Below are 20862 nucleotides of genomic sequence, written 5' to 3' on the forward strand. Positions count from 1 at the left end.
CAACGTGGAACACACAGCCAACAAGAACATCAGCCGTTTCCCCGTACCTGAACTCGAAACACTGCCTGACGATATCCGCGAGCGCATCGAGGCCGTTCAAGAGAAATCAGGATTCATCCCCAACGTGTTCCTGGCCCTGGCACACCGCCCGGATGAGTTTCGCGCGTTCTTTGCCTATCACGATGCCCTGATGGAAAAGCCCGGTAACCTGACCAAGGCGGAAAGGGAAATGATCGTCGTTGCCACCAGCAGTGCCAATGAATGCCAGTACTGCGTCATCGCCCATGGCGCGATTCTTCGGGTTCGGGCGAAGAACCCGTTGATCGCCGACCAGGTTGCCACCAACTACCGCAAGGCGGACATTACGGATCGCCAGAAGGCGATGCTGGATTTCGCCATGAAGGTGTCCCGCAATGCCCAGCAGGTCGAAGAGAGCGATTTCGATGCGCTGAAAGCGCATGGCTTCAGCGAGGACGACATCTGGGATATTTCAGGCATCTCGGCCTTCTTCGGCATGTCCAACCGCATCGCCAATGTCAGCAACATGCGCCCGAACGAGGAGTTCTATTCGTTCGGGCGTTGACCGCCTGAGCGCCACCCTGGGCGAACGGGCTCAATCGGGGAAGACCACGGTCCGGTTGCCGTGCAGGAACACCCGTTTTTCGATGTGGTAGCGCACGGCCCGAGCCAGGGTCTGACTCTCGATGTCCTGCCCCTTGGCCACCAGATCCTCTGGGTAGTGCCCATGATCCACCGACTGCACGCCTTGGGTGATGATGGGACCCTCATCGAGATCGTCGTTTACGTAATGCGCGGTGGCACCGACCAGCTTTACGCCTTTTTCCCAGGCCTGGTGATACGGCTTGGCCCCCTTGAATCCCGGCAACAGGGAGTGGTGGATGTTAATGGCACGGCCATCCAGCCTGGCGGCCAGTTCCGGCGACAGGACCTGCATATACCGGGCAAGCACGACCAGTTCACAGTTGTGATCCTCAATCAGTTGCCAGAGTTCGGCCTCCTGTCGGGGTTTGGTGTCGGGCGTGATGGGCAGGTGAAAGTAGGGGATACCGTGCCAATCCGCCAACGGCTTGAGATCCGGGTGGTTGGAGATGATCAGGGGGATGTCCATCGCCAGTTCGCCCTTGCGATAGCGGTAGAGCAGATCATTGAGGCAGTGGTCGTATTTCGACACCAGGATCGCCACGCGCGGGCGATGATCCGGTGCTTTCAGCTCCCATTGCATGTCGAAAGCCGCGGCCCGGTCCTCGAACACCTGACAAAAGCGATCCAGCGACTGCTGGCCGCCCAGCGGGCGGAGTTCGACGCGAATGCTGAAGCTTTCCGTGGCGCGATCGTCGAAGGAATTCATCGCAAAGACATAGTTCTCAGTCTCTGCGAGGCTACGGGTCACCACATCGACGGTGCCCAGTCGGCTGGGGCACTGGGCCGTGAGTATCCAGAGATCTTCATGTGCGGTCATGGCGTTGATACCTTCCGGTTTTCTTCAGCAGGCCGTTGTTGTCAGTAAGGCATTCACCCGGAGTCCGGCTACTCTGCGCCGCCTCCGGGTGGACGAGGTCGGTCTTCGAAAACCCGGTCTACACGGTGCTGGCGTCGGCTTTCTGGCTGGCCTGGCCCCTGACGGCGGTGAGCAGTGGTCCAACATGCACACCGTATTCACCCGCGGCATCCAGCAGCCAGCGCCAGATGTAGTCGGCGAAGCTGCGACGAACGACAAGCTCCCAGTCGCTCTCTCCGAGGCGTCGTAACGTCGCCTGGGTCTTGCCCAGGACCGTCGTCACGATTTTGCCGACGGGGAAATTGCGGTCATGGACGTCGTAGGGACAGCTTTTCATCAGGACCGACCGGGCTTCGGCACCCGACAGGCGGACGATGGACTGCCCGCCGCCGACGTTGATGACGGCGTAGTGACCGTCAAGGTGCTTCCGAAGCAGGCTTTCCATCGCAAAGGCCTGGTCCCCGGGCCCGACCAGCAGCCATTCGTCCGGCGTGATCCAGCTCAGCGACCAGTCGCCTTTGGACTGGCTTTGCAGTGCGTCAGGCAGGTCCAGGCCGGTCGCCGCCTTCACGCCGTCCCGGAAGCCGGCGGACTCGGCGTTACCCCGGAGCACCAGATGGGTTTTGAGCGCCTCTTCCCAGATGAAAACCCGCGCGTTCGCGGAAGTCTGACCGGTCTGGGCGCGGGCAACGTGATGGAGCGGGCTGCGGGCCGGTACCGTGCTGTCCGGTTGCTGATCCATCAAAGCGACGCCAGGCGTAACGGCCGTTTCGACAGCCGTGTTGGTGACTTCAGACATTTTGACGCTCTCCTTTCGGGTCCAGGAAGATCGTGCCGCAGATTTCCGCCTCGACGACGCGGCCGTTTTCCAGTGGGTAGTAGACGATGTCGCCTTCACGGTTGTGACCGTTGCGGATCACACCCATGGCGATCGAACGCTTCAGGTTGGCGCTGTAATAGCTGGAAGTGATGTGGCCCAGCATCCGCATCGGCTTCGGCTGGTTCGGGTCATCCACGGCCTGGGCACCTTCCGGCAGGACGATGCCCGGGTCGAGGGTCTTCAGGCCGACCAACTGCTTGCGATCGGTCCGTACACAGTCTTCCCGCTTCATGCCGCGCTTGCCGATAAAGCTGAACGGCTTGTCTTCCTTCACGGCCCAGCTCATGCCCAGATCGTAGGGATGCACCGAACCGTCGGTGTCCTGTCCGGCGATGATGAAGCCTTTCTCGGCGCGCAGGATGTGCATGGTCTCGGTGCCGTAGGGCGTGAGGTCATACTTGGCGCCGTGCTCGAAGAGCTTTTCCCAGACGTGCAGGCCGTAATGCGCCTGGACGTTGATTTCGTAGGACAGCTCACCGGTGAACGAGATGCGGAAGACCCGAGCCGGTACGCCGGCGACGGTGCCCTGGCGCCAGTCCATGAACTTGAAGGTATCCCGGTCGAGATCAATGTCATCGGTCAGCTCCGCCAGCAGCTTGCGTGCGTTCGGTCCGGCGATGGTCATGGTGGCCCAGTGGTCGGTGACGGTGTTCATGTAGACTTCCAGCTCCGGCCACTCGGTCTGGTGGTAGAGTTCCAGCCATTCCAGAACGCCGGCCGCACCGCCGGTGGTGGTGGTCATCAGGAAGTGGTTTTCACCGAGGCACGATGTGACCCCATCATCGAATACCATGCCGTCCTCATGGCACATGAGGCCGTAACGGCATTTACCGACCGCCAGCTTGGCCCAGGCGTTGGTGTAGACCCGGCCGAGAAACTCCCGGGCGTCTTTGCCCTGGATGTCGATCTTGCCTAACGTTGAGGCATCGAGAATGCCTATGCTGTTGCGGGTGGCCAGGCACTCCCGGTTCAGCGCCTGCTGCATGGTTTCACCCGGCTTCGGGTAATACCAGGGACGTTTCCACTGGCCGACGTCCTCGAACTTGGCGCCGTGTTTGACGTGCCACTCGTGCATGGCGGTGTAGCGCTTCGGATCGAACAGGTCGTCCACATGCCGACCGACGATGGCGCCGAAGGTCACCGGGGTGTAGTTCGGCCGGAAAATGGTAGTGCCGGTTTGCGGAATCGTCTGGTTCAGCGACTTGGCGGCAATCGCCATGCCGTTGATGTTGCCCAGCTTGCCCTGATCGGTACCGAAGCCCATCGCCGTGTAGCGCTTGACGTGCTCGATGGACTCGAAACCTTCCCGGGTGGCCAGCTCGATGGCGGCAGCGGTCACGTCGGTCTGGAAGTCCACGAACTGTTTGGGCGCACGGCTGTTGCGCTTGTGGTGCGGCACGCAGAACAGCGCCATCGGTCGGGTTTCCGGGCGGGTTTCCGCCGCAGGCACGGCCGCGGGTTCCGCGGTAAAGCCGGCATTGGTGGCCGCCAGGGCCCCGAGGCTGGCGCCTTCTTCCAGACATTCGTTGAGGCCGAAGTGGCCGGCTACGGCTCCCGCCACCAGCTGCTTCTGAACGGTTTTCCCCGGCACGAAGCCAATCACATCGTCATCCCAGATCGGGCGACTGCCGGTATGGCAGGACAGATGCACGGCCGGGCTCCAGCCGCCGGAGGTGGCGATGGTGTCGCACACCAGCACCTGGTCGCTGCCGAGTGCCTGACTGCCATCGGCACTGAGTCCGCTGACGACCGCGCCCTGGACGTGCTTGCGTCCCCGCGCCTCAATCACGGCATGGCCGGTCAGGACCTTGATGCCCCGCCGGCGGGCTTCCGCTTGCCAGGCACCGGCGGCACCCTGGCGGGTATCGACGATCGCCACCACCTCACGCCCGGCATCCTGCCAGTCGAAGGCGGTCCGGTAGGCGTTGTCGTTGGTGGTCATCAGCACCAGACGTTGGCCTGGAACCACGGCGTAGCGGTTGATGTAGGTCGATACAGCGGACGCGAGCATGCAGCCCGGCAGATCGTTGTTGCCATACACCAGCGGCCGTTCGTGGGCGCCGGTCGCCAGGACGACCCACTGGGCGCGCACCCGATGCAGACGCTGGCGGGATTGGCCAGCCGGCGCGCGATCGCTGAGATGGTCGGTGCGCCGCTCATGAATCGTCAGGAAGTTGTGATCGTGATATCCGTTGACGGTGGAGCGGGGCAGCAGCAGGACGTTGTCGTAGCTGGCGAGCTCTTCCAGTGTGGCCTTCAGCCACTTCGCGGCGGGCTGGCCGTCCAGGGTATCGCCGCCATCCAGCAGCGAACCACCCATTTCAGCCTGTTCGTCGGCGAGAATGACCCGCGCGCCGGAACGGGCCGCCGAAAGCGCGGCCGCAAGGCCGGCCGGACCGGCGCCCACCACCAGCACATCAGTGTGCTGGTTCAGGTGATCGTAGATGTCCGCATCCGGCTCACGGGGGGAGCGCCCCAGACCGGCGGCCTTGCGGATGTATTTCTCGTAGGTGTCCCAGGCGGCCTGCGGGAACATGAAGGTCTTGTAGTAGAAGCCCGGCGGCAGCATCCGCCCCAGGATCGTCCCCATGACCCCCATGAAGTCGAACTTGAGGTTCGGCCACCCACTGGTGGGGTGGCTGACCAGTCCTTCGAACAGTTCCTGTTGTGTGGCCCGGACGTTGGGGGTTTGGGTCGCTTCGGTGGCGCCGATCTGGAAAACCGCATTCGGTTCCTCGGCTCCGGCGGCCACAATGCCGCGCGGGCGGCTGTACTTGAAGCTGCGACCGATGACGTCGACCCCGTTGGCCAGCAGTGCGGAGGCAAGAGAGTCGCCGGCAAAGCCCTGATAGGTCTGCCCATTGAACTGGAAGGTCAGCGGGCGGCTGCGATCGATACGGCCGCCGCGCGGGAGACGGTTGGATTGGGTCATGGTTCGCCTCTCAGGACTGCAGTTGTTCGGTGGATTGGGACAGGCTCGGCGACTCGCCGATCCGGTAGGTTTCCAGGATCTCGTAGGTCTGGGTGTCGCGGGCGATGTTGAAGAATTTGCGACAGCCTATGGCGTGGACCCAGAGCTCGTGGTACAGGCCGCGGGGATTCGAGCGGAAGTAGAGGAAATTCCCCCATTCCTCGTCGCTGCAGACATCCGGATCGGCCGGGCGAGCCAGGTGCGCCTGGCCCTTGGCATGAAACTCTTCTTCTTCCCGGTGCTCGCCGCAATAGGGACAGTAGATATAAAACATGGAATGTCCTCCGTTAGTGGGCGACGCCTGCAGCGCCGTGTTCGTCGATCAGCGCACCGTTATGGAACCGGAACATGGAGAAGGGCTTGGCCAGTTCGTGGGCCTTGCCTTTGGCCAGCGTGCTGGCAAAGACGTGACCGGAGCCGGGTGTCGCCTTGAAGCCGCCGGTCCCCCAGCCGCAGTTGAAGAAGAGGTTTTCAACCGGCGTATCGGAGATGATCGGGCAGGCATCCGGGCAGGTGTCGACGATGCCGCCCCACTGACGATTCATGCGCACCCGGCTGAAGATCGGGAACATTTCCACGATGGCCTGGAGCGTATGTTCGATCGTGGGATAGGAGCCCCGCTGACCGTAGCCGTTGTAACCGTCGATACCGGCCCCGATCACCAGGTCGCCCTTGTCGGACTGGGAAATATAACCGTGGACGTGATTCGACATGACCACCGTGTCCAGAATGGGGCGGATCGGTTCGGAGACAAGCGCCTGCAGGGGATGCGATTCCACCGGCAGCTCGAAGCCGGCCATCTTGGCCAGCACACCGGAGTTCCCGGCCACGACGCAACCGATGCGGTCACCACGAAGCACGCCGTGCTGCTTGGTTTCTACGCCAACGGCCGCCCCATCCTCGGTGACGATGTCAGTGACTTCGCACTGCTGGATCAAATCAACGCCCATGGCATCGGCGGCGCGGGCAAAGCCCCAGGCGACGGCGTCATGCCGGGCGACACCGGCACGGGGCTGCCAGGATGCGCCCAGCACCGGGTAACGCCGGTTCGCGTTGCAGTCCATGATCGGCACGATGTCCTGCACCCCCTGGGTGTCCAGTGCGACGCTGTCAATGCCGTTCAAACGGTTGGCGTTGACCCGGCGCTGGATATCGCGCATGTCCTGCAAGGTATGGCCGAGGTTCAGCACGCCGCGCTGGGAGAACATCAGGTTGTAGTTGAGGTCCTGGGACAGGCCCTCCCAGAGCTTCATCGCGTGCTCATAGAGCAGGGCGGCTTCGTCCCACAGGTAGTTGGAGCGGACGATGGTGGTGTTACGCGCCGTGTTGCCGCCGCCCAGGTAGCCTTTTTCAACCACCGCCACGTTGGTGATGCCGTGTTCCTTGGCCAGGTAGTAGGCCGTTGCCAGGCCGTGACCACCGCCACCCACGATGATGACGTCGTACTTGCGCTTGGGTTTAGGGTTACGCCAGACACGCTGCCAGTTTTCGTGGTAGGTCAGGGCGTGTTTCAGCAGCCCGAATCCGGAATATTTCTGCATGACTGGCTCCTAGTAAAGACGGTGGTCAAGTCTGGCTCGCTTATTTGGAATCAGCGCCGGTTCTCTGGGCGGCCGGCCCGCGATGGCGCTGACATGTAGAAATAGTATGTGTGCGTCCGGCGGCCCATCTGCTTGACCGCGACACGACCGTGAGGATTTGCGACAGGGTGGCTGAGGATTTGAGGATGCCGGCCAGGGATGGCCGGCAATGGAGGGTGGTCAGCACTCGATGACGTTGACGGCGAGACCGCCGCGGGAGGTTTCCTTGTACTTGTCGAGCATGTCGCGGCCGGTGTCCCGCATGGTGCGGATGACTTTATCGAGTGACACGAAGTGCTCGCCGTTTCCGCGCAGCGCCATTACGGCGGCGTTAATAGCCTTGACGGCGCCCACCGCGTTGCGTTCGATGCAGGGCACCTGGACCAGCCCCCCGATGGGATCGCAGGTGAGACCGAGGTGATGCTCCATGCCGATCTCTGCGGCGTTCTCGATCTGTCGCGGCGAGCCGCCCGTCGCGGCGGCGAGCCCGGCGGCGGCCATGGCGCAGGCGGAGCCGACTTCGCCCTGACAGCCCACTTCCGCGCCGGAAATGGAGGCGTTTTCCTTGAACAGGATGCCGATGGCGGCGGCGGTCAGCAGGAAGCGGATTACGCCGTCTTCGTCGGCTTCCGGGCACCAGTTCCAGTAGTAATGCAACACCGCCGGGATAATGCCGGCGGCGCCGTTGGTTGGCGCCGTCACCATGCGCCCACCGGCCGCGTTTTCTTCGTTGACGGCAAGGGCATAGAGGTTGACCCAGTCCATGGCGCTCAGGGAGGGCGAGATGAGATCCTTCCGGTCCGCGGCCATCAGCAGGCTGTGCAACGAGGCGGCGCGGCGTTTGACTTTGAGGCCACCGGGCAGTGTGCCTTCATTGCGGATGCCGTTCTGGACGCACTCCTGCATGACCTGCCAGATGTGCAGGATGCCATCACGGACTTTGGACTCCGACCGCCAGACCTGCTCGTTGGCCATCATCACTTCGGCGATGGAGAGGTCGTGGGTGTCGCATTGTTCCAGCAGTTCGGCGCCGGTCTTGAACCGATAGGGTAAGGGCGTCTGGTCCTCGACGATGCGGTCGGCCCCGGCCGCCTTCTCATCCACGACAAAACCACCGCCTACCGAATAGTAAGTGCGTTCGCGGATCACGGCGCCCGTGTCATCAAAGGCTGTGAACCGCATACCGTTAGGGTGATAGGGCAGGGTTTCCTTGCGGTGGTAGGTCAGGTCTTCGGCGTCATTGTAGGCAATGCTGTGCTCCCCGTTCAGGCTGAGTCTCCCCTCGCTGAGAATGGTCTCAACCCGGGGCTGGAGCATCTCGGGATCGATCCGGTCGGGCCGATGCCCCTCCAGCCCCATCAGGACAGCGGGCCCGGTACCGTGGCCCTTGCCGGTGGCACCGAGCGAGCCGAATAGCTGGATGTCGACACGAGCGACGTCGGTGAGCCGGCCATTCTTGGCCAGACCCCGCACAAAACGTCGTGCGGCAGCCATAGGCCCGACCGTGTGGGAACTGGACGGACCAATGCCGATCTTCAACATATCGAAAAGACTGATAGCCATGGCAACGTCCTTTATGGGTGTATGAAAGGTTGCCGCTCCTATCAGTTTAGACCGATAAGAGCGACTGATGGCTGCGCAGCGGCGCTAGCGGTAGACCGGGAAATCCCGGCAAAGCTGGCTGACTTTCTCGCGCACCTCACTGATGGTCGTGGTGGCATCACCCTGCTGCATGGCGTCCAGGATGTCGGCGATCCAGCCGGCCAGCGCCCGGCAGTCCGACTCACCCAGGCCGCGCGTGGTGACGACCGGCGAGCCGATACGCAGACCTGAGGTCACGAATGGCGATTCCGGATCGTTCGGCACCGCGTTCTTGTTCACGGTGATGTGGGCGTCACCCAGGGCCGCATCGGCGGCTTTGCCGGTCAGCCCCTGCTTGACAAGGCTCAGCAGGAACAGGTGGTTATCTGTTCCGCCGGATACCACATCGTAGCCGCGCTCAATGAAGACATCGGCCATGGCCTGGGCATTGATCACCACCTGTTGCTGATAGGCATGGAATTGAGGTTCAGCGGCTTCCTTGAAGGCCACGGCCTTCGCGGCGATCACGTGCATCAGCGGACCGCCCTGGCCGGCCGGGAACACCGCCGAGTTGAATTTCTTCTCCAGGTCTGGCTGGCCCTTGCTGAGGATCAGGCCGCCGCGTGGGCCGCGCAGGGTCTTGTGGGTCGTGGTGGTGACCACATGGGCATGGGGCAGCGGGTTGGGGTAGAAACCGGTGGCCACGAGACCGGCCACATGGGCCATATCCACCATCAGGTAGGCGCCCACCTCGTCGGCAATCTGGCGGAAACGGGCCCAGTCAACAACCCGCGAATAGGCCGAGAAACCGGCGACGATCATGCGCGGCTGATGTTCCCGGGCCAGCGCCTCGACCTGGTCGTAGTCGATTTCCCCGGTGGCTTCGTCCAGACCGTATTGAACGGCGTTGTACAGCTTGCCCGAAAAGCTGACATGAGCCCCGTGGGTCAGGTGCCCGCCATGGGCCAGGCTCATGCCGAGGACCGTGTCACCGGCGTTCAGCAGGGCCATATAGACCGCGGCGTTAGCCTGGGAACCGGAATGCGGCTGGACGTTGGCGTAGTCGGCGCCGAACAGGCTCTTGGCGCGGTCAATGGCCAACTGCTCGACGCGATCGACGTGTTCGCAGCCGCCATAGTAGCGCTTGGCTGGATAGCCTTCGGCGTATTTGTTGGTCAGGCAGGAGCCTTGGGCTTCCATCACCAGCGGGCTGGTGTAGTTTTCCGAAGCGATCAGCTCCAGGTGGTCTTCCTGGCGGGCCGCTTCGTCCTGCATGGCTGCCCAGAGGGCTTCGTCGTAAACGTGAATGGTTTGGCTTTTGTCGAACATGCGTCCTGAATCCTGTTGTTTGGGTTGGAACCTGAAGAGCCAGGCGTGACGTGATTCGAAAATAGTAGGCCTTTGCGGCCAGGCCGATCTGCTCTGGCACGACACGCAGGCAAGGATTTGCGACAGGACGGTCAGGAGATTGAATAGGTTGCGACCGGAAGCCGCGGCAGGAATGGGCGGGCAGGGTGGAGCTCGGTCAGTCGGTGCTGTCTTTTTCGTCCCGTTCATGGCGAGCCACGGTCGGCGCCATGCCGTAGTAATCCCGGAAGCAGTTGCTGAAGTGACTGCTGCTGACAAAGCCACTGGCCAGGGCGATGTCGAGGATCGTCTTGTTGGTCTGCATCAGCAGGCGGCGGGCATGGACCAGCCGAAGTTCCAGATAGTGGCGGGACGGCGTCGTATCGAGATGGGTCTGGAACAGGCGTTCCATCTGACGCCGTGAGATGTCGGCACATTCGGCCAGTTCCGTCAGGGACAGCGGTTCTTCAATGTTGGCCCGCATTAACGCCAGCAGGGTTTGCACGGCGGCCGGGAAGGTCGGGTCATCGCCTACGTTCAAAGGCATTGGCCCCACCTGCTCGGCCACCTGGTCGCAACTCAGTATTTCCCGGACAGCGCGGACGATCTGGGCGTTGTGCAGCATCTGTCCAATCAGCTTCAGCATCATTTCCAGCGTGCTGACCGGGCCGGCGCAGGTAGCGTAGGCGCCGTCAATCACGTACGCGTTCGTTGACACGCTGATAGCCGGGAAATGCTCTTTGACGTAGGCATGGTTGTCCGGGTGCAGCGCGCACTCCCGACCGTTCAGCAGGCCTGCCTGGGCCAATGCGATGCCACCGTTCCACAAGCCCGCGATCCGGATGCCTTGCTGCTCGGCAGCTTTGAGGGCGTGCAGAAGGCGGGGCGTGACCTCCAGTGGACTCCGATACCCGCCGCACACCACCAGCATGTCGATCCGATCCGCATGGATCCGGAAATGGTCGAGGGTTGTGCTGGTTGAGACTTCAATGCCCAGATCGCTGAGTACCGTGCCCGACGCGACCCCGATGGTGATGTGTTCGAAGACGGGCTCCGGTGTGACGAGGTTGGTTGTCACCAGGGTGTCCACGGCTGCCGTGAACGCAACCATGGAGAAATGCTCACGAAGGATAAAGGCGACGCGCCGGGGGGTGTCGATCAACGGTATGCCCGGTGAGGACGAGGGTGGAGTTCCGGACTGTTGGGTGGCCATAGGCGACATTCCATCACCGCAGTTGGAAGGATGTGTCTGTTGCGCGATCAAAGCTGTCGCATTCAGGCATGAGCCCAATCACAGGAAACCTAGAGTAGGGGAGGAACTCTTCCACCACAACAGTCCATATAGAAGGAAGATCAAATGACCAACAACGCATCCAACCGTGGCGTCGTCTATCAAGGCCCCGGTCATGTCACCGTCGAATCCATCGCTTTTCCCCAGCTCGCCCTGGGCAATCGCCGCTGTGATCACGGCGTTATCCTGAAAGTGCTGACCACCAACATTTGCGGTTCCGACCAGCATATGGTGCGCGGACGCACCACCGCTCCCCAGGGCCTGGTTCTGGGCCATGAAATCACCGGACAGATCGTGGAATGCGGTCGCGATGTGGAATTCCTCCGCGAGGGGGACATCGTGTCTGTGCCTTTCAACATCGCCTGTGGCCGCTGCCGCAACTGTAAGGAAGGCAAGACCGGTATTTGCCTCAACGTGAATCCGGCTCGTCCAGGCGCCGCCTACGGATATGTCGACATGGGCGGCTGGGTTGGCGGTCAGGCGGAGTATGTGATGGTGCCGTACGCCGACTTTAACCTGCTCAAGTTCCCTGACCCGGATCAGGCGATGGAGAAGATCAAGGACCTGACGTTGCTGTCCGACATTTTCCCGACCGGATTCCATGGTTGCGTTACCGCGGGCGTGGGGCCGGGATCCACCGTCTATATTGCCGGCGCCGGTCCGGTGGGACTGGCGGCTGCGGCCAGCGCCCGACTGCTGGGGGCGGCCTGCGTGATCGTCGGTGACATGATCGATGAGCGTCTGGCCCAGGCCCGCAGCTTCGGTTGCGAGACGATCGACCTGAAGCAGGACGGCGATCTGCCGGATATGCTCGAATCGATCGTCGGTGAGCCGGAAGTGGATTGCTTCGTCGACTGCGTGGGCTTCGAGGCGCATGCCTGTGGACACCACCATCATCACGAGCAGCCGGCCACGGTGCTGAATTCGGCCATGCAGGTCACCCGTGCCGGTGGCGAAATCGGCATTCCCGGTCTGTACGTGACGGAAGACCCGGGTGCCGCCGAAGCGGCCGCGCAGCAAGGTTCCCTGAGCATGCGGTTTGGCCTCGGTTGGGCAAAATCCCACTCCTTCCATACGGGGCAGTGCCCGGTCATGAAATACCATCGCCAGCTCATGCAGGCCATCCTGTTCGATCGGGTGGCTATCGCCGATGCGGTGAACGTACAGATGATCAGTCTGGACCAGGCACCGAAGGGTTACGCCGACTTTGATGGCGGCGCCGCGAAGAAGTTCGTGATCGATCCTCATGCTTCGGTCGCGGCCTGACGGCCTCAGGTAAACAGGAAAGAAGCCCGCGTGCAGCGCGGGCTTTTTTGTGCCCGGCTGTCGGAAGTAAGCCGTACCAGCCTGCGGGCGTTATCGAAGATAAGCGGTGTGTGATGGGGATCGATAGCGGCGCGCCAGGGGGCTGGCGCGCCGACAAAAGCAGCGTTACAGGCTGTCGTGAATCAGGTTTTTCAGAACCGTCTCGGTGTACCAGTCCAGGAAGTTGATCACCCCGAACTCATAGGTTTGCGAATAGGGGCCGGGCTGGTAGGCGATCGAATTGATGCCGCGCTGGTTCTGCTCGGCCAGTTCCCGGTCCTGCTTGTTGGTCTGGTCCCAGACGTAGCGCAGTCGGCTGACGTCGTAGTCCACACCCTCAACGGCATCTTTGTGGACCAGCCATTTGGTGGTCACCAATGTTTTCTGTGCCGATACCGGCTGGACCATGAAGACGATCGCGTGATCGCTCTGCATGTGATTCCAGGAATTGGGTAGGTGAAGGATGCGCATGGATCCCAGGTTCTGATTCTGGATTCGGCCCAGCTTCTTGCGACAGGCGGGCTTGCCGTCCATGGTCATGACGGCTGTGCCTTCTTTTAACGGCATGCGGACGATGCGGTTCTGCAGGCCGAATTCAACGTGTTTGTGCGGAATCCGCTCGCGGTCCCATTCTGCCGCCTGGCGGGCGTAGTACTCCTTGAACTCGGGCGTGGCTCGTGGGTCGGTGGTGTCGTCCCACTCCAACAAGGTTCGGAGCAGCTCTGGATGAGAGCCGGAACAGTGATAGCACTCACGGTTGTTCTCGATGACCAGCTTCCAGTTGGCGTTCTCCTCGAGCGTGGATTCCGCCGCCACCTTGGCGTTTTCCATGTCGTACGGATCCATGTAGGCATCCAATTCGCTCAGGTAGTCATCGATTTCAGGGGGCTCGCCCTCGGCGAGACAGACATAGATAAAACCACCAGCGGTTTCGCAGTGGGCGGGCTTCAGACCGAATTCGCTCTTGTCAAAGCTGTCTCCCATTTCGGTACCGGCGTAAAGCAGGTTGCCTTTCAGGTCATACGTCCACTGGTGATACGGGCAGGTCAGGTTAGCGACCAGCCCCTTATCGGCGGTGCAGACGCGCGACCCGCGGTGGCGGCAGACATTGTGGAAGGCCCGTACCTGATTGTCCCGGTCGCGCACAATGAGCACCGGGTTCTGTCCGATTTCGACGGTGATGTAGGCGCCGGGTTTGGGCACTTCACAGGTCATGCCGACAAACAGCCATTCCTTCATGAACACCTCTTCCATGTCGATGCGGAACAGGAAGGGATCGTTGTAGAGCGCCCGCGGTAGGGACAGCTGGCGGGAGCGTTCGTTCAGTGTCTGACTCATCTCCCGCCGGGCGTCCTCGATATTGCTGTACGTCATGTTGAGCAGGTCTTGTTCGGTCATTGCGGTGTGTCCTCGGAATGGTGGAAGTCAGCACGTGCCGCGGTGTGCCCCCCGGCGCCGGAATGTCGGTGAATCCATTCTCGAATGGCGGTGCCTGCGTCAGTTGTCCGTTTACGACATCGTCCGTTTTTAATTCGACGCGGTCAGGGACAAAGGAGAGGGCGAGAGTTAAAGGTTGGAGAAGTTGATCAAGTCCATGTCGTAAATGGCTAACCCGAGACGGCGGGTTTTCCCCAGAATGGATTCGCAGTGTTCCACGGGTGCCATTCACCGAAGATGGAGAAACGATCCATGACCAGCGTTACCGAAGCCACTGATCCCTCTGCCCAGTTTCATGCGCTCAACACCCGGGTGTGGGCCAACGGGCGCCATCTGGTCCGATGTGTCCGGGTTATACAGGAAACATGGGATGTCAAAACGTTCTGCTTCAACGCTGAGCAATCCATCATGTTCTTCTTCAAGCCGGGGCAGTTTGTCACCCTCGAGCTTGAGATTGATGGGGAGCAGATCATGCGTTCCTATACGATTTCGAGTTCCCCTTCGGTGCCCTACAGCTTCTCCATCACGGTAAAACGGGTGCCGGGCGGGTACGTGTCCAACTGGCTGCACGACAATCTGAAGGAAAACGACGAGCTGGCCGTGCACGGGCCGGTCGGGAACTTCAACTGCATCGATCACCCGGCCGAAAAGGTCCTGCTGCTTTCGGGCGGTGTCGGCATTACCCCCATGATGTCGATGGCCCGCTGGCTCTTCGACACCAATGCCGATGTGGACATTACCTTCATTCACAGTGCCCGAACCCCGCGGGACATCATCTTCGGCCGTGAGCTCGAACACATGTGTTCACGGGTGCCCAACTTCAATCTCATCATCATTTGTGAGCGCACTGAAATCGGGCAGGCCTGGAACGGCTATCGGGGATTCCTGGACGAGGCCAAGCTCAAGCTGGCGACGCCGGATTACCTGAATCGCCGGATTTTCTGCTGTGGGCCGACGCCCTACATGCGGGCCGTCAAGAAGCTCCTGATCGAGAACGGCTTTGACATGGACTATTACCATGAGGAATCGTTCGGCGCGACGCCCGAGGAGGCCAGCCAGGATGCGCTCGAGCAGGCCGAGCTCGCCGTCAAGCAGGCCGAGGAAGACAAGGACGCGGATACCTTTACCGTGGACTTCGAGGCTTCAGGCCGCAGCATTCAGGTGCTGCCGGGCGAAACCGTCCATGCCGCAGCCAGCCGCCTGGGGCTGAACATACCCAAGGCCTGTGGTGTCGGTATCTGTGGCACCTGCAAGGTGCGCAAGACCTCCGGTGACGTCGACATCCAGCACAATGGCGGCATCACCGAGGAAGATCTGAACGACGGCTATATCCTTTCCTGCTGCAGTACCCCAACTTCCAATCTGAGCATCGACGGTTAGACCTTGGTCGAATCGCTCCCAGCGCCCACTTGCAGAACCGTCGGCGTCATCGACGGTTCTGCAACCCCTGTGTCGTTTTTAGTACGAAAAAAAGGGTCAATCCGACGTTTTTGAACAGTTGCGCACGCGTCACTGGCCGTAATATGTTCTCTAATCCGGCGCGGCAATCCGTCGCATAACAATAAATGGCATTGCCAGGAAGCTGGAACAGAAACTGCTAAACAGAATCGAGGCAGCCAGTGTCCGGAACGACTGACAAACGCCGGCCACACTGCTCATGACCCGTACAAGATGTTAAGGAATCGCTTCAGGTGAGATGACCCATCTTCTGGAGATCCACCAAGGCGTAAAAGGTGGTTAGTCGACCCGAGCTCAGTTCGGCCCCCGCTGACCAGAAGGACGGTATGCAATACAGATAATAGGGGTTCATCGATGAGAGAGAATGCTGTTTCCAACGAGAAAACAGTGGGTTCAGAGCCGTACCGGGTTGGTTTTCTACTGCTCAATCACTTTACCCTGGTGGCTTTGGCGTCGGCGATAGAGCCGTTGCGCATGGCCAATCAGTTAACCAGTACCGAGCTCTATACGTGGCAGTTGTTGTCCCAGGACGGCGAGCCGGTGAAAGCCAGCGATGGCATTTCAATCTCTCCGGATGGATCCATCGAAGACAGGAAGGTGTTTGATATCGTCATTGTGGTCGGTGGTGTCGATATCACCCGCAGTTTCGGTTCCAAAGAGGTGCACTGGCTCCAGATTCAGGCACAGAAAAAGGTTCTGTTGGGAGCGGTGTGCACCGGCGCTTATGCATTGGCTAGTGGCGGATTGTTGGACGGTTACAATTGCAGCGCTCACTGGGAGTGTCTCGCCTCACTGCAGGAACGGTTCCCACGGGTCCATTGCACCAACCATCTCTACACCCTCGATCGGGATCGCATGACCTGTACCGGCGGCAGCGTGCCGATGGACATGATGCTCAGCATGATCACCCGCCAGCATGGCAAGGCCCTCACCAATGCCATCTGCGACATGTTCGTCTGTGATCGGGTTCGCCCGGACAACGAAACCCAGCGCACTCCGCTGCGGCGTCTGCTGGTCACGGCGCAGCCCAAGCTGGCCGAGGTCACGGAACTGATGGACGCCAACATTGAGGAGCCCATCGAGCTCGAGGAACTGGCCAGCTTCGTTGGTATTTCACGTCGGCAACTGGAGCGGCTGTTCCTGAAGCATTTCAACTGCACGCCTTCCCGCTATTACCTGAAACTGCGACTTGACCGAGCCCGGCAGCTGCTCAAACAGACCACGTATTCGATCATCGAAGTGGCCTCAATGTGCGGTTTCGTGTCGGCCCCGCACTTTAGTCGCTGCTATCGCAAGTACATTGGCATTTCGCCCAAGGAGGAGCGGGCTGCGGTCTGGTCGTTCAAGCGACTGGAATCGCCCAGCCAGACGGTGGAGGCGCTGCCAAGTTCATCCAACGCTGCTTTGCGACTGGCCCAGGCGGAACCCTCCTATGGGGCGGTCAGTTTCATGTTTGACCCGCTGCCGTTTGGCGATGCCGTCGCCGCGTCTGGCTGATTGAACGAAACGAACATCCCGTCAGGGACACAAAGGGGGCTTTGGCCCCCTTTTTTGTTGGGCGATTCCTCACCGCTGGCGATCCTGCCGGTCCTGTCTCTCATTCGACGTCGCTGCCGATTTTGGTGTTTGCGCTGTCGCTTCCAGTGAATTTGGCGGCACAGGCCATGGATACACTGCGTCTAGGGTCAACCAAACAGCCACCGGGGTGCCGACATGAACGCAACCGAATTGCACCAGGATGCCATCGTTATCGATGGCCTCATCATTGCGAAATGGGGTCGAGAACTGTTCGAGGACATGCACAAGGGCCAGCTGACGGCCGCCAACTGCACCGTTTCCGTCTGGGAGGATTTCCAGGCGACGGTCGATAACATCGTGGCGGTCAACGAGCTGATCGAAGACAACAGCGACCTGGTCATGAAAGTCCGGACCACAGCCGACATCCGAAAAGCCAAGGAGCTCGGCAAGACCGGCATCATCATGGGGTTTCAGAACGCCCACGCGTTCGAGGACCAGCTGGGCTACATCCAGATCTTCAAGGATCTCGGTGTGGGCGTGGTGCAGATGTGCTACAACACCCAGAACCTGATCGGCACCGGTTGCTATGAGCGTGATGGCGGTCTGTCCGGCTTCGGCCGGGAAGTGGTCGCCGAGATGAATCGCGTCGGCATTCTGTGCGACCTGTCCCACGTCGGGAGCAAGACGTCGGAGGAGGTCATCCTCGAGTCCAACATGCCGGTCTGCTACTCCCACTGTCTTCCGTCCGGCCTGAAAGAGCATCCCCGTAACAAGTCCGACGACGAGCTGCGGTTTATTGCCGAGCGGGGCGGTTTTGTCGGCGTTACCATGTTCACACCGTTCCTCAAGAAAGGGCCGGACGCCACCATCGACGACTACGTCGAGGCCATCGCCTACGTGATCGATATCGTCGGTGAAGACCAGGTCGGCATCGGTACCGACTTCACCCAGGGGCAGGACAAGGCCTTCTTCGACTGGCTTACCCACGACAAGGGCTATGCCCGCAGCCTCACGGAGTTCGGCAAGATCGTGAACCCGGAAGGCATCCGCACCATCGGCGAATTTCCGAATCTGACGGCAGCGCTGTTGCGCAATGGTTTTTCCGAGGAGTTGACCCGGAAAATCATGGGCGAGAACTGGCTGCGCGTTCTCAACCAGGTCTGGGGAGAATAATTATGGCGACGCACGCACCTGAAATGCCCATCAACGTGGATGGCGAAACCGGCATCTGGACCACGGATGCGCTGCCCATGCTCTATGTGCCGCGGCATTTCTTCATCAACAACCATCAGGCCGTAGAAGAAGAAATCGGTCCCGAACGCTATGCCGAGATCCTCTATAAGGCGGGCTACAAATCCGCCTGGCACTGGTGCGAACGGGAAGCGGCCCTGCATTGCATTGAAGGGCGGGCGGTGTTCGATCACTACATGAAGCGCCTGTCCCAGCGCGGCTGGGGACTGTTCACGATTGAGCATATCGATATCGCCCGCGGGGAGGCCCGGGTGCGCCTGGATCATTCGGCGTTCGTTTACCACTACGGCAAGGTCGGCCGGAAGATCGACTACATGTTTACCGGCTGGTTTGCCGGTGCCATGGATCAGATCGCGCAGGACCTCGGGTATGACGTCCGCACGGTGGCCCGGCAGACGCAGAGTGCCGCGGAAGAGGGTGTCGAGTACGGGGTGTTCGAAGTGACGCCCAAGTCGACCCTCGAGACCATCAACTAGAACAGGTTTCCGGAACCGGAGACAGTCCGGCGCTGAGGCCATCCGATTCGCTGCTTCGATCACGCCCGCACGCGTGATTGGGGGAGTCGGTTGGCCCACGCCTACCTCCGGACAGGACGCAGGTGAGAGATCATGTCCCAGTTTGAATCGCTTTTTCGACCGTTGAACATCAACCAGCTGACCATTCGTAACCGGGTGGTCAGTACCGCCCACGCCGAGGTTTACGCCACCGATGGGGGCATGACCACGGATCGTTACGTCAAGTATTACGAGGAAAAGGCCAAGGGGGGATGCGGTCTCTGCATTTGCGGGGGCTCCAGCGTGGTGTCCATCGACAGTCCGCAAAGCTGGTGGAGTTCGGTCAATCTGTCGACCGATCGCATCATTCCGCATTTCCAGAATCTGGCAGATGCCGTGCACAAGTATGGCGGCAAGATCATGATCCAGATTACCCATATGGGTCGGCGGTCCCGCTGGGACGGTGAAAACTGGCCCAACCTGATGTCGCCGTCCGGCATCCGGGAGCCGGTTCATCGCGCGACCTGCAAGACCATCGAGGAAGAGGAAATCCGGCGGATCATCGGCGACTTCGCCCAGGCGGCCCGCCGGGCCAAAGAAGGCGGCCTGGACGGTGTTGAGCTGTCGGCCGTTCACCAGCACATGATCGACCAGTTCTGGTCACCCCGGGTCAACCGGCGGACGGACGAGTGGGGCGGCACTTTCGAGAACCGGATGCGGTTCGGTATGGAAGTGCTCAAGGCGGTCCGGGAAGAAGTGGGGCGCGATTTTGCGGTCGGCCTGCGCATCTGTGGCGACGAATTCCACCCGGATGGTTTGAACCACGAGGACATGAAGCAGATCGCTAAGTACTACAACGATACCGGGTTGCTGGACTTCTTCGGCGTCGTCGGATCCGGTTGCGACACCCACAATACCCTTGCGAACGTCATTCCCAACATGTCTTTCCCGCCGGAGCCGTTCCTGCACCTGGCGGCGGGCATCAAGGAAGTGGTCGATGTGCCGGTCATCCACGCCCAAAACATCAAGGATCCGAACCAGGCCGAGCGCATCCTGCAGGAAGGCTACGTCGACTTCGTGGGCATGACCCGGGCTCACATTGCCGACCCGCACCTGATTGCGAAGATCAAGATGAACCAGGTGGATCAGATTCGCCAGTGCGTCGGAGCCAACTACTGCATCGATCGCCAGTACCAGGGGCTCGATGTCCTGTGCATCCAGAACGCAGCGACATCCCGGGAGCACCTGGGTTTACCGCACATCATCGAGAAAACCGAAGGGCCGGTGCGCAAGGTGCTGGTGATCGGGGGCGGGCCTGGCGGAATGGAAGCGGCCCGCGTGGCGGCCGAGCGGGGCCATGACGTCACCCTGATCGAAAAGGCCGGCGAGTTGGGTGGCCAGATCACCCTGGCCGCGAAGGCGCCCCAGCGGGACCAGATAGCCGGCATTACCCGCTGGTACGCGCTGGAGCTGGACCGCCTCGGTGTGAAGCTGCAATTCAATACCTCCGCAGATGCGTCGGTGGTGCGGGACTTCCAGCCGGACGTGTGCATCCTGGCCACTGGCGGCGTGCCGTTCATGGAGCAGAACCCAGAGTGGGGCTATGACGACGGTCTCGTGGTGTCCTCCTGGGACATCCTGAGTGGCCAGGTGGAACCCGGCAAAAATGTCCTGGTGTACGACACCATCTGCGAATTCTCCGGCATGTCGGCCGCCGACTACCTCGCGTCGAAGGGCGCCCAGGTGGAATTGGTCACAGACGACATCAAGCCGGGCGTCGGGATCGGGGGCACCACGTTCCCGACCTACTACCGAAGCCTGTACGAGCAGGAAGTGATCATGAGCTCCGATCTGGTTCTGGAAAAGGTCTACGCCGAGGGCGACAAGAAGATCGCGGTGCTGGAGAACGAGTACACCGGCAACCGGGAAGAACGGGTGGTCGACCAGGTGGTCATCGAGAACGGCACGCGTCCCAATGAAGAGCTGTATTACGCGTTGAAACCCGGCTCGATCAACAAGGGGCAGATTGACGTGGAGGCCCTGTACGCCTGCCAGGCCCAGCCCGTCCTGGAGAACGCCGCCAGCGGGATGATCCTGTGGCGTCTGGGGGATTGCGTTTCCCAGCGCAACACCCATGCGGCGATCTATGATGCGCTCCGGCTGTGCAAGGACCTCTAGGAGCCCCGGATTCGGAGGCTCGCTAACTCAAGTTCGATCCAGTGAGGTATTC

Annotated in this window: 16 protein-coding genes; 7 read left to right on the forward strand and 9 right to left on the reverse strand. The window is 61.0% G+C overall.

Features of this window, described 5'->3' with window-relative positions:
* Positions 1-4 precede the first annotated feature (4 nt).
* On the forward strand, positions 5-583 hold the full coding sequence (locus J3364_RS01750) for a peroxidase-related enzyme (protein ID WP_349556187.1): 579 nt from the start codon (positions 5-7) through the stop codon (positions 581-583).
* A gap of 30 nt (positions 584-613) precedes the next feature.
* Here the strand turns inward: J3364_RS01750 and purU are convergent, their stop codons facing one another.
* The 8 genes from purU to J3364_RS01790 form a co-directional block, all read right to left on the reverse strand.
* Positions 614-1480, reverse strand: coding sequence for a formyltetrahydrofolate deformylase (purU, locus tag J3364_RS01755; protein ID WP_349556189.1), 867 nt, complete (start codon positions 1478-1480; stop codon positions 614-616).
* Positions 1481-1598: 118 nt separating this feature from the next.
* Positions 1599-2261: a sarcosine oxidase subunit gamma gene (locus J3364_RS01760; RefSeq protein ID WP_349556776.1), complete on the reverse strand. Its 663-nt coding sequence runs from the start codon at positions 2259-2261 to the stop codon at positions 1599-1601.
* Positions 2262-2310: 49 nt separating this feature from the next.
* On the reverse strand, positions 2311-5331 hold the full coding sequence (locus tag J3364_RS01765) for a sarcosine oxidase subunit alpha (RefSeq protein ID WP_349556191.1): 3021 nt from the start codon (positions 5329-5331) through the stop codon (positions 2311-2313).
* Between the two features lie 10 nt (positions 5332-5341).
* Entirely contained in the window at positions 5342-5644 is a 303-nt protein-coding gene (locus tag J3364_RS01770) for a sarcosine oxidase subunit delta (protein WP_349556193.1), read from the reverse strand.
* Between the two features lie 13 nt (positions 5645-5657).
* A complete protein-coding gene (locus tag J3364_RS01775) occupies positions 5658-6911 on the reverse strand; it encodes a sarcosine oxidase subunit beta family protein (RefSeq protein WP_349556195.1) in 1254 nt (417 codons plus the stop codon).
* Positions 6912-7130: 219 nt separating this feature from the next.
* Positions 7131-8513, reverse strand: a complete 1383-nt coding sequence (locus J3364_RS01780; protein ID WP_349556196.1) for an L-serine ammonia-lyase — start codon at positions 8511-8513, stop codon at positions 7131-7133.
* Positions 8514-8597: 84 nt separating this feature from the next.
* Complete coding sequence (gene glyA, locus J3364_RS01785; RefSeq protein ID WP_349556198.1) at positions 8598-9860, reverse strand: serine hydroxymethyltransferase; 1263 nt, start codon at positions 9858-9860, stop codon at positions 8598-8600.
* A gap of 196 nt (positions 9861-10056) precedes the next feature.
* Positions 10057-11091, reverse strand: coding sequence for a GlxA family transcriptional regulator (locus J3364_RS01790; protein ID WP_349556199.1), 1035 nt, complete (start codon positions 11089-11091; stop codon positions 10057-10059).
* A 144-nt stretch (positions 11092-11235) separates the two neighbouring features.
* Here J3364_RS01790 and fdhA point away from each other — a divergent pair, with 144 nt between their 5' ends.
* Complete coding sequence (gene fdhA / locus J3364_RS01795; protein WP_349556201.1) at positions 11236-12435, forward strand: formaldehyde dehydrogenase, glutathione-independent; 1200 nt, start codon at positions 11236-11238, stop codon at positions 12433-12435.
* A 165-nt stretch (positions 12436-12600) separates the two neighbouring features.
* On the opposite strand, the gene gbca is transcribed toward fdhA, so the two are convergent.
* A complete protein-coding gene (gbca, locus tag J3364_RS01800) occupies positions 12601-13872 on the reverse strand; it encodes a glycine betaine monooxygenase oxygenase subunit (RefSeq protein ID WP_349556203.1) in 1272 nt (423 codons plus the stop codon).
* Positions 13873-14163: 291 nt separating this feature from the next.
* Between gbca and gbcB the strand changes: the two genes are divergently transcribed.
* From gbcB to dgcA, 5 genes are all read left to right on the forward strand, one after another.
* Positions 14164-15291 (forward strand): glycine betaine monooxygenase reductase subunit, encoded by a 1128-nt coding sequence (gene gbcB / locus J3364_RS01805; protein ID WP_349556205.1) that lies wholly within the window; start codon positions 14164-14166, stop codon positions 15289-15291.
* Positions 15292-15723: 432 nt separating this feature from the next.
* Positions 15724-16866: a choline metabolism transcriptional regulator GbdR gene (gbdR, locus tag J3364_RS01810; RefSeq protein ID WP_349556207.1), complete on the forward strand. Its 1143-nt coding sequence runs from the start codon at positions 15724-15726 to the stop codon at positions 16864-16866.
* Between the two features lie 216 nt (positions 16867-17082).
* Positions 17083-18060 (forward strand): dipeptidase, encoded by a 978-nt coding sequence (locus J3364_RS01815; protein ID WP_349556209.1) that lies wholly within the window; start codon positions 17083-17085, stop codon positions 18058-18060.
* Positions 18061-18062: 2 nt separating this feature from the next.
* Positions 18063-18614 (forward strand): DUF5943 domain-containing protein, encoded by a 552-nt coding sequence (locus tag J3364_RS01820; protein ID WP_349556211.1) that lies wholly within the window; start codon positions 18063-18065, stop codon positions 18612-18614.
* 132 nt (positions 18615-18746) lie between these two features.
* The gene (gene dgcA / locus J3364_RS01825) at positions 18747-20810 is read left to right on the forward strand and encodes a dimethylglycine demethylation protein DgcA (protein WP_349556213.1); all 2064 of its coding nucleotides are present in this window, start codon (positions 18747-18749) and stop codon (positions 20808-20810) included.
* Positions 20811-20862 lie beyond the last annotated feature (52 nt).

The sequence above is a fragment of the Marinobacter sp. NFXS9 genome (genome assembly GCF_040148665.1).
Lineage (GTDB): Bacteria > Pseudomonadota > Gammaproteobacteria > Pseudomonadales > Oleiphilaceae > Marinobacter_A > Marinobacter_A mangrovi.

Bases quoted from the DNA above. Each gene is read 5' to 3' on its own strand.
- purU (WP_349556189.1), bottom strand. From the start codon at position 1,480: ATGACCGCACATGAAGATCTCTGGATACTCACGGCCCAGTGCCCCAGC.
- gbdR (WP_349556207.1), top strand. From the start codon at position 15,724: ATGAGAGAGAATGCTGTTTCCAACGAGAAAACAGTGGGTTCAGAGCCG.
- J3364_RS01770 (WP_349556193.1), bottom strand. From the start codon at position 5,644: ATGTTTTATATCTACTGTCCCTATTGCGGCGAGCACCGGGAAGAAGAA.
- gbca (WP_349556203.1), bottom strand. From the start codon at position 13,872: ATGACCGAACAAGACCTGCTCAACATGACGTACAGCAATATCGAGGAC.
- gbcB (WP_349556205.1), top strand. From the start codon at position 14,164: ATGACCAGCGTTACCGAAGCCACTGATCCCTCTGCCCAGTTTCATGCG.
- J3364_RS01775 (WP_349556195.1), bottom strand. From the start codon at position 6,911: ATGCAGAAATATTCCGGATTCGGGCTGCTGAAACACGCCCTGACCTAC.
- J3364_RS01765 (WP_349556191.1), bottom strand. From the start codon at position 5,331: ATGACCCAATCCAACCGTCTCCCGCGCGGCGGCCGTATCGATCGCAGC.
- J3364_RS01760 (WP_349556776.1), bottom strand. From the start codon at position 2,261: ATGGATCAGCAACCGGACAGCACGGTACCGGCCCGCAGCCCGCTCCAT.
- J3364_RS01790 (WP_349556199.1), bottom strand. From the start codon at position 11,091: ATGGCCACCCAACAGTCCGGAACTCCACCCTCGTCCTCACCGGGCATA.
- dgcA (WP_349556213.1), top strand. From the start codon at position 18,747: ATGTCCCAGTTTGAATCGCTTTTTCGACCGTTGAACATCAACCAGCTG.
- J3364_RS01780 (WP_349556196.1), bottom strand. From the start codon at position 8,513: ATGGCTATCAGTCTTTTCGATATGTTGAAGATCGGCATTGGTCCGTCC.
- J3364_RS01820 (WP_349556211.1), top strand. From the start codon at position 18,063: ATGGCGACGCACGCACCTGAAATGCCCATCAACGTGGATGGCGAAACC.
- glyA (WP_349556198.1), bottom strand. From the start codon at position 9,860: ATGTTCGACAAAAGCCAAACCATTCACGTTTACGACGAAGCCCTCTGG.
- fdhA (WP_349556201.1), top strand. From the start codon at position 11,236: ATGACCAACAACGCATCCAACCGTGGCGTCGTCTATCAAGGCCCCGGT.
- J3364_RS01815 (WP_349556209.1), top strand. From the start codon at position 17,083: ATGAACGCAACCGAATTGCACCAGGATGCCATCGTTATCGATGGCCTC.